This window comes from Marinimicrobium locisalis (assembly GCF_039822625.1).
Taxonomy (GTDB): domain Bacteria; phylum Pseudomonadota; class Gammaproteobacteria; order Pseudomonadales; family Cellvibrionaceae; genus Marinimicrobium; species Marinimicrobium locisalis.
This window is the reverse complement of record NZ_JBDLLG010000041.1, coordinates 1-7849: the sequence shown is the minus strand read 5'-3', so window position 1 is coordinate 7849 and position 7849 is coordinate 1. Positions and strand designations below refer to the sequence as shown.

Genomic DNA, 7849 nt, shown 5'->3' with positions numbered 1-7849 from the left:
AAGCCACCTGGGGTGGGTCAAAATTATTGGCCAGAGGTGGGTCAGTTTAGATGGCCATTAACACCCCTGGCCTTGGCTTTGGCATAGTCCCTCACAGCTTCCATCGGGCTATCCAGCTTTAGGCCGGTTTGCCCGAGGTCCATCCGCTCAATTGTCTTGGCCAGCCATTGGTTGGCCGTTACATAGTCTTCCGTGCTTGCCAGGTATTGGTAACGCTTCTCTATCGCGGGCCTGAACTCCCCCAGGTACTGGGTGATTCTCTTGCGCCAGGACCGGCATTCAGCCGTGCCGATCTCCTCCAAGGGTATCAACCCACGGTTGGCGCTGTTTCTCTGGGCAACGCTGGCGCTCTTGCCCGCTGAGGCGTCGCTGATCGGTTCCACTGTGCTCACCTCGCGTTGACGGCTTGACCAAGATGCTCAAGCTTCATGAAGTGGTTCAGCCAGTTATCCAGGTCTTCCCGCAGGTAGCGGACCGAGCGACCGATTTTGATGAAGGGTGGGGCGGGGGTTCGGTTGTCCCTTACACCGTCCATTCTGGCTTGGGCGAGAAAGGAGCGGCTCATGCCGATGTACTTGGCGGCTTCCAGTTCTGTTAGTGCTTTCGGTTGTACTTGAGTTGTCATGGTTGTGCTCCAGTAGTGGTTACTGGATAGGGACTTTACATCGCAGTTCGCTCAACTGGTCAACAAGAGTTCGGTCAGTTCGGTCAAAAAAATTTTTGGTAGTTTGGTCTAGACGGTCCCGTAGTTTGGTCCGATCTGACGCGATTTCGCTTAGATCTTCGGTCCCCGTTCGGTCAAACTTCGCTTAAACGTGTACGGCAGGTCGCTTCCCGCAAACAGGGGTAAATAGTGGGTTGCTTTCTATAAAAGAGGAGTCGCTTTTGATGAATTCCGATGTTCCGGGAGGGATAACCGTGTGGGGTTCATGGCTTGAACCCCTCCACGAGTGAGTCAAAAAGAGGGTCCGAGAGCGAGAGTTAACCGAGCATGGCGATGGCATCCGCTTTGTGGTCGGGGGCCAAATGGGCGTAGCGGAGGGTGGTATTCAGGTCGGCATGGCCGCACAGCTCCCGGACAGTATTGAGGGGCACGCCGCGCATCACCAGCTTGGAGGCGAAGTCGTGGCGCATATCGTGCCAGCGGAAGTTCTCGATTTGGGCCTTCTCCAGAATCGTGCTCCAGGAGTTGCGTACATTGTCTAGGCGTCCGCCGTCGTCGGCGGGGAAGACTCGCCCGATCTGGTGGGGCGCTTGACGCCGCCAGTTCTCAATCGCTTCAATGGCCTTGGGGCTGAGTGGGATATGCCGGGTCTTGCTGGACTTGGTAGTATCGCCGTGGGCGGTAATTACCTTGTTGGGGAGATCGACGGCGTCCCAGGTCAGATCGAACAGCTCGCCCCGGCGCATGCCGGTTTTCAGGGACAGGATCACGAGGGGCGTCATTCGGTCCCCGTAGGCGAAATGGGACAGGTCGGGGAGCAGATCATAGCCTCTCTCCGCCCGGTGTTGATTGCCTCGGGTTCGTCCTTGCTTTAGTTCCTCATCCCGGTCTTTCAGCGCCTGATAGAGTTGGGCCTCTTCCCCGTCGCTCAAAAAACGGGCCTTCTTTGCGCCATCAATGCGAATCGGCTTGAGCTTGGCCAGTGGGTGCTCGGTAATCACTTCCCACTCTACCGCTTTGGTTAGTACGGCTCGAAGGGCGTTAACCACTCGGTTGACGGTGGAGGGCTTCAAGCCGTCATTGAGCTTGCTGATTCGCCAGCGCTCAATCTTGGATAGCTGAATATCCACCAGTGGGGCGCCCAGGTAGTCCCGAAAGGAGCGCTTCACGGTGTCCACGGTCTGCTGGCCGCTTTTGAGGTTGGCCAGTGCCCAGGGCAGATAGTGCTCCTCCATGAAATTGCCCAGGTTGTTCTTGGCCCGCTCCCTGGCGGACTGACGGGCGGTGGCACGCTCGCCCTGCACGTCGGCCCCCGCAGCCACTTTACCGGCATAGGTGATGGCCATATCTCGGGCTTGCGCCAGCGTCAGAGAGGAGCCCAATACGCCAAGCTTGATTCGCTTGCGCCTTCCGGCGTCGTTCCGGTAGGAGAAGTAGAAGGTTTTGCGGCCGGTGGGTTGGACCCGCATCAGAAAGCCCTTGATCTCGGCATCGACCACTTCATAGGGTTTGGCTTCGCCGGTCAGGCGCTTGACGGTACTGGCGTTCAATTTGGCTTGCATAGGGGCCCTCCTTGGTGGCCGATTTTAAACTTAAGTCCATATTAAGTCCAAATTGAATGTACAAAGGCGGCGAGCAATATTGGCGAATGAATAACAGTGAACTTTATAAGTCATTGATATTAAAGGGGTAATGTGACCATTCTGGTCTATTTTTGTTCGTGGCTGTTCACCCAGAAATACCGCTAAATCCCACTGGCAGTGTTGAGGTCAGCGGTTCGATCCCGCTAGGCTCCACCAAGCACCAACAAAAAAGCCCTGGGCGAAAGCTCGGGGCTTTTTTGTTGGTGCTTGCTTGTTCGCTCTCGGGTTGCGTCGTGTGCCGCAACCCGGATTACAACGCTGAGGGAAAGCCGTTTCCCACAAGCTGCTAGTCGTATTCGATGGTTATGCTTCCATTGTTGTTGGTCACTTTCTTTACGCTGTCTTCGCACGGACCAATGGGCGGATATTCGTAATAAGTGACGCCACCCATGCCATTGCCGTATGACGGCGTCGAACTCCAACTACAGGCACTGCCGCTGGGTGTACTGGCGGGGGGCGGAGAGGTGGGCTCCAGGGAAATCATTTCCAGATCGAAGTAGCCTTCATTGGTATCCGGCGAATCCGCCGTGGGTACAGGCGCAAAGCACTCTCCCCAGTTACACTCTGTGGCCCGCGTTAGCCCGTAATGGGGAATATTCCACATGGTAATACGGACGTGGGAACCGATTTCCAGCTCAAGCTCATGAGCGGCGAAGTAGCTGTCGGAACCACTGTCGGGGCTAACGAACCGGTTGGACGAGTAGCGAACGAAATGACGGGAGAAGGAGATTTTGAGACGCTGGCCGTCCACGTTCCTGCTCAACAAGTCTTTCACTTCCTGAGCAAGGTCGATGCCGGCTGCCACCACGTATTTGTTCGTTGGCAGGGCCTCGCCGATATCGAACAACTTGTACTGAGCTGAGGATAGGGCGTTCAGTTGGCGTGGCAAGCTGGTCTTAATCTCGGCCTCCATGTCGTCCACGGCGTCTTCAATTATGCCATTTAAGCCCGCCAGCTTGGCTAAACCGCTACTGGCGCTCAGGTCCAAGTACATGCCAAAATTTTCCAAGCGCATGTTGGTCATATTGCCAGAGTAAATGTCATAGTCACCTACCACATAGAAGGACGACGTATCCGCTACCACGTTGGCCGACCAGATATTGATGCCATAGTTACTTTCTGCCTTGGCGTCCAGATCGAACTGAAACGGGCCGAGCTTCGCTTTGATGGTGCCATTGCTACGGCCAATGAGCTCCAGGGAGAGTTCTTTGGGGAAGTCACCCATATCAAGGTGGAAGTCCGTAAGGTCACCATAGGCGTCTTCGGCTGCGTCGTGTATGCCTCCATATAGCGACCCGTATAGCTCGTTGAATGCGTCCCTCAGGCCATTGGCGGCCGTGTCAACATTCTGGAGAACAGGTTTGATTTCATCTTCGCTGGCAGCCGTAATGATGTATCGGTTGCTGCTGTCTTCGTATATTGCTTCTATGTTGTATTCCACGTCGGCAACGTGTCTTACGTATTCGTTGTAGTCAGCGGAATACGCGTTGAGCGTCATGACACCCAATACCGCTACCGACAGTCCCATAACCATTCGTTTTATTACGCCGTTTAGCATTTTAATCTCCTTTTCACCATTTGTTGTTCATCATGGACTCTTCTCAAAGAGAAGCTGAAATCATATATTACAGAGGGATCTGTCCAGTGAAAATACGAACAACTGCGATTTATTGTAACAATGGCTTGTGAATCATCTATAGGGCGCCAAAGGACATATACTTACAAACTGGGTACAGCTGTTGTGGGCTGCAAATCTGTTGTACAGCCTAACAGCCTCCAATACGGGCGTTGGCGAGCTGTTGGGCGCGTCACGGCACCTCTAAAGGCTCTAGTATCCTGTAAGTTTTGCCGGTCCAATAGATATAGGTGTCGATTCCAGCCTCTGTAGGCAGGATCAAAACCTCTCCGGTGAACTCCTGGGGCAGCTCCGCTAACTTTGCTCCCTTTCCCGGTAGTGCTTCCACCTCTGTGCTGGTTAGCTCTGTGGCAGCGTCGGTGGCCAGAACAGACACTTCGTTCGGATCATAAAGTAGGAAACCTTCCGCTTTGCTTTCGGCGTCGCCCGAACCGTGCTCAATAATCAACACGACCGGTCCACTCTTGGAGGGCTCAGAGGGAGGGGCGCCCTCTGAATGGTAGGGCCATGCGGAGACTAGCGCATAACCTTGGGCTTGTCTTTTACCGATAGAGCTATAGGGAATCAACGTAGCCTGGTCGCTCACCCCGTCTCCATTGAGATCAGCTGCCACGTGAGCGACCGCGCCGCTTTCTGTGTGTTTCTCACTGAACGTTGAGTCTGTCTCAGACTCTGCTTGACCTTTCGGCGAACAGACAGTTGAGAGCGCGGCTATGAATAGCCCTAGCTGGAATGGTTTAGCGATTTGATACACTTTTGTTTAACCTCACCCAACGTCTCGGTAGTGTGTTCTTACCTTCTTCTCTCACGGACTAGAAAGAAATTTAAGTGACAGCCGGGTCAATTGTGAACAGGGTCACAAAGGCTGCATCAGTGTGCCGGCATAGTCCGTTAAAACGACATGTGCTCGCTGGGCACCCGCTTTCCGGTATCACGGGGCCATCGGCTCGTCACTTTCGTCCTCGACCATTTCCCTGATTGTTTTCTGGGTCCCGGACGCCAAGTATTCTGGCTCCGCTAGTCGCTCGGCGGCGCTGCGCAGCTCACGAGCCCTCCGTTCGGCAAAGGCTTCAATTTCCTGTTTGGTCCAGCCGCGCTTTTGTCTGGCCTCAGCCAGCCGATAAATCTCGTCCGACATCACAAAATCTCTTTTGTCAGGTAAGGTAGCCGCGTTTGGAAAAGTATAGGGTACCCGTTCCGCCCGCCCGATTCACCCTACGACTGGAATCAATGAGGTTCTCGTTGACGCGGTGTTGCTAGGGGGGCATGGAAAAGCGATACTTGCGTTCGAGAATGGGCGGGTTGTGGCCGTTAACGCCCGGACGGGCCAGGTCGAACAGGATTTGGAGCCGGCGTCCGCCAACAATGTTCCGAGCTTGATTGCCTATAATTCCGTTCAGAGACAGCTTCTTGTAATCTCCCAAGGCGATACGCTGAGCGCTTATCGGCTTTCGTCTGGGAATGTCGGTCACCATACAAATGCGCCCAAATAAAGCGCTGGAGAACTATTCTTGAAAAGAGTTATTGCTGCCATTCTTCTAATAGCGACCAGTCACGGGTTTGCGGCCGAATGGACGGACAGCCCAGCCATTGAAAAGCTATTTTCTGAGGCCGGGGTGACGGGAACCTTTGTGCTGTACGATGTGGCGGAGAACAAATTGGTGGGTTTTGATCGCACGCGCGCCGAGACCCGGTATATCCCCGCCTCAACCTTCAAGGTTCCACATACGCTCATTGGGCTTGCCGAGGGCGCGGTTACCGACGTAGACCAGGTCTTACCCTATGGTGGGGAGCCACAGCGCTTTTCAGCGTGGGAAAGGGATATGTCGCTGCGTGACGCTCTGCCCATTTCGAACTTGGCCGTCTACAAGGGGCTTTCTCGTCGAATCACGCTGGAACGGATGAAGGCGAATATTGCGTTGATGGGCTACGGCAACGGTGAGATAGGGAGCGTGGTCGACACTTTTTGGCTGGTCGGCCCATTAACCATATCGGCGGTCGAGCAGACCGCTTTTTTGGCCGACCTGGCTCAAAACGAGCTCCCGTACCCGGCTGAGCTTCAAGAGCAGGTACGCGACATAACGTTACTTGAGCAGGGCGACGACTGGGCGCTGCACGGCAAAACCGGCTGGACCGATGCCCCGAACCCGGAAATTGGGTGGTGGGTCGGATGGATCGTGAAGCAAGACAGGGTGTATAGTTTTGCTGTGAATATCGATATAGTCAGTGACTTGGACGCCAAGAAGCGGGTTCAGTTGGGACGGGATAGCCTCACGGCGCTAGGACTTCTATGAGGCTCCGACCGGAAGCATTCCTGTATAATAGGCTACATCATCATTCTTTCAGGCGTCTCCCTGAGGTCCCGGAACTATCTGTTATTCAAACCTTTAGCTTAAAGACTTGAGTATGCCGACCCGCCGGTATTTGACATTCTTGGGTCTGCGAATTTTCGATGTCTTTACACTTTTACCAGAGGAAACATAATGAAAACGGTTTGGATTGTTTTGTTGTTTGGGTTGCTTGTTGGCTGTGGTCAGAAGAGTGTCGAAACGACTGTGGTTGAAGAGTTCTGGAGCGCCTTGGTGTCTGGGGACCTTGAGTCGGTGAGCAAGCTGTTGGCTAACCCAGAGGCTGCGGCGCTTCTCGAAGGTTCAACGATAGAGTTGGAAGAAGGGCAATACGAGGTGCTCAGCACGACAGAAGGTGGGGTCAATGTGCGGTTTTCCAGTGAATGCCTGGCGGACTATACTGCGCCTACCATGCTCACTGAGGTTGATGGTGAGCAGCGGGTGGACCTGATGGGTACGTTGACAGCGGTCATGAGCGCAAAGGCGGAGGCGCAACCCAAAAAGCAATACTGCTACGATTTCGCCGATCAGCCTATGCAGGGCAGGATCGGAGGGGAGGCGTGGAAGGCCCACCATGTAAACCGCGCGGTCTATGACTTTGGTGCTAAGACGTCGGAACAGCTAAAGATTGTTGCCGAGCCCTGTCAGGATGAATGGTGCAATGGCCTGCAATCGCCGAGTATTCTTGTCAGTGGGCTCGATCTGTCAGGCTCGGGTGGTGACTTTTCGATGGAGAACAACGTAACTCTGTTCATACCGCCTAACTCCAATAAAATAGTAACCGAGGGAAGCTACCGGGTTTCTTCCCCATCTGAGGGTCAAGTCAAGCTGGAGCTGAGCTTCCAGAAGGGCCAAAATAACAGAGTTAATGGCTTTGTTGTTTTCGACAATGAATGACTAGAATGGTCTGGTGGGCCTTTGTAGAGGAGGCTACGCGGAAGAGTTTATGCCGCCGTTGGTTATTTTTGATTCGCGTGGGGATGAACTGTGAAATAGGTAAGGAGCAAGAATGAGCTCTAATAGTAATAAATTTTTACTCGCTGCTGCGCTTTTGTGCGCGATAGCAGCGCTTGCTCACGCTGGCTGTATTGTGTTCGGCGGTGATTGGTATCGTTTTTTCGGTGCTGGTGAGCAGATGGCTCAAATGGCAGAGCAAGGGCTTTGGCATCCCACAATCGTCACCTCCGGCATTGTCCTAATACTGTCTATTTGGGCGCTCTACGCATTGTCGGGTGCAGGCGCGATAAGGCGTTTACCGCTAATGAGGTTGGCTTTAGTACTCATTACCGGCATATTTTTGCTTCGGGGTGTTTCATTTGTGAGTTTAATGCCAATGTTCCCGGAAAATAGCCTGACATTTTGGCTCGTAAGTTCAGCGATTTGCCTGCTTATTGGTGGCCTGTTTGCGGTTGGTACGTTTCAGCAATGGTCAAAGCTTAGCAGTCGAAATGTCTAGAAAAGAGCGGTATCGCTTGATTTGACAGAAGACACAAAGTGTAGTGGTCAAGTGTTTTAGGCCACCGTCTTTTGGGTTTTCCAATATGTCTTCTCTGCCACA

At 53.6% G+C, this 7849-nt stretch carries 10 protein-coding genes; 3 read left to right on the top strand and 7 right to left on the bottom strand.

Annotated features, from left to right (window positions below; all coding sequences use genetic code 11):
- Nucleotides 1-41: 41 nt before the first annotated feature.
- The 7 genes from AAE514_RS17985 to AAE514_RS17955 form a co-directional block, all read right to left on the bottom strand.
- Nucleotides 42-383 (bottom strand): hypothetical protein, encoded by a 342-nt coding sequence (locus AAE514_RS17985; protein ID WP_347332951.1) that lies wholly within the window; start codon nucleotides 381-383, stop codon nucleotides 42-44.
- A gap of 5 nt (nucleotides 384-388) precedes the next feature.
- A complete protein-coding gene (locus tag AAE514_RS17980; protein WP_347332950.1) occupies nucleotides 389-625 on the bottom strand; it encodes a helix-turn-helix transcriptional regulator in 237 nt (78 codons plus the stop codon).
- A 356-nt stretch (nucleotides 626-981) separates the two neighbouring features.
- Nucleotides 982-2226, bottom strand: coding sequence for a site-specific integrase (locus AAE514_RS17975; protein WP_347332949.1), 1245 nt, complete (start codon nucleotides 2224-2226; stop codon nucleotides 982-984).
- Nucleotides 2227-2593: 367 nt separating this feature from the next.
- Nucleotides 2594-3865, bottom strand: a complete 1272-nt coding sequence (locus AAE514_RS17970) for a hypothetical protein (protein ID WP_347332948.1) — start codon at nucleotides 3863-3865, stop codon at nucleotides 2594-2596.
- A 250-nt stretch (nucleotides 3866-4115) separates the two neighbouring features.
- The gene (locus AAE514_RS17965) at nucleotides 4116-4394 is read right to left on the bottom strand and encodes a hypothetical protein (protein ID WP_347332947.1); all 279 of its coding nucleotides are present in this window, start codon (nucleotides 4392-4394) and stop codon (nucleotides 4116-4118) included.
- Nucleotides 4395-4874: 480 nt separating this feature from the next.
- The gene (locus tag AAE514_RS17960) at nucleotides 4875-5081 is read right to left on the bottom strand and encodes a hypothetical protein (RefSeq protein ID WP_347332946.1); all 207 of its coding nucleotides are present in this window, start codon (nucleotides 5079-5081) and stop codon (nucleotides 4875-4877) included.
- 118 nt (nucleotides 5082-5199) lie between these two features.
- Entirely contained in the window at nucleotides 5200-5418 is a 219-nt protein-coding gene (locus AAE514_RS17955) for a hypothetical protein (protein WP_347332945.1), read from the bottom strand.
- Between the two features lie 36 nt (nucleotides 5419-5454).
- Between AAE514_RS17955 and blaOXA the strand changes: the two genes are divergently transcribed.
- The 3 genes from blaOXA (at nucleotide 5455) to AAE514_RS17940 (ending at nucleotide 7747) form a co-directional block, all read left to right on the top strand.
- Complete coding sequence (gene blaOXA / locus AAE514_RS17950; RefSeq protein WP_347332944.1) at nucleotides 5455-6237, top strand: class D beta-lactamase; 783 nt, start codon at nucleotides 5455-5457, stop codon at nucleotides 6235-6237.
- Nucleotides 6238-6426: 189 nt separating this feature from the next.
- Nucleotides 6427-7188, top strand: a complete 762-nt coding sequence (locus AAE514_RS17945) for a hypothetical protein (protein WP_347332943.1) — start codon at nucleotides 6427-6429, stop codon at nucleotides 7186-7188.
- Nucleotides 7189-7300: 112 nt separating this feature from the next.
- The gene (locus AAE514_RS17940) at nucleotides 7301-7747 is read left to right on the top strand and encodes a hypothetical protein (protein ID WP_347332942.1); all 447 of its coding nucleotides are present in this window, start codon (nucleotides 7301-7303) and stop codon (nucleotides 7745-7747) included.
- Nucleotides 7748-7849: the final 102 nt, after the last annotated feature.

Excerpts from the sequence above, each read along its gene's own strand:
- AAE514_RS17960 (WP_347332946.1), bottom strand. The coding sequence starts at position 5,081 with ATGTCGGACGAGATTTATCGGCTGGCTGAGGCCAGACAAAAGCGCGGC.
- AAE514_RS17955 (WP_347332945.1), bottom strand. The coding sequence starts at position 5,418 with ATGGTGACCGACATTCCCAGACGAAAGCCGATAAGCGCTCAGCGTATC.
- AAE514_RS17945 (WP_347332943.1), top strand. The coding sequence starts at position 6,427 with ATGAAAACGGTTTGGATTGTTTTGTTGTTTGGGTTGCTTGTTGGCTGT.
- AAE514_RS17980 (WP_347332950.1), bottom strand. The coding sequence starts at position 625 with ATGACAACTCAAGTACAACCGAAAGCACTAACAGAACTGGAAGCCGCC.
- AAE514_RS17970 (WP_347332948.1), bottom strand. The coding sequence starts at position 3,865 with ATGCTAAACGGCGTAATAAAACGAATGGTTATGGGACTGTCGGTAGCG.
- AAE514_RS17975 (WP_347332949.1), bottom strand. The coding sequence starts at position 2,226 with ATGCAAGCCAAATTGAACGCCAGTACCGTCAAGCGCCTGACCGGCGAA.
- AAE514_RS17940 (WP_347332942.1), top strand. The coding sequence starts at position 7,301 with ATGAGCTCTAATAGTAATAAATTTTTACTCGCTGCTGCGCTTTTGTGC.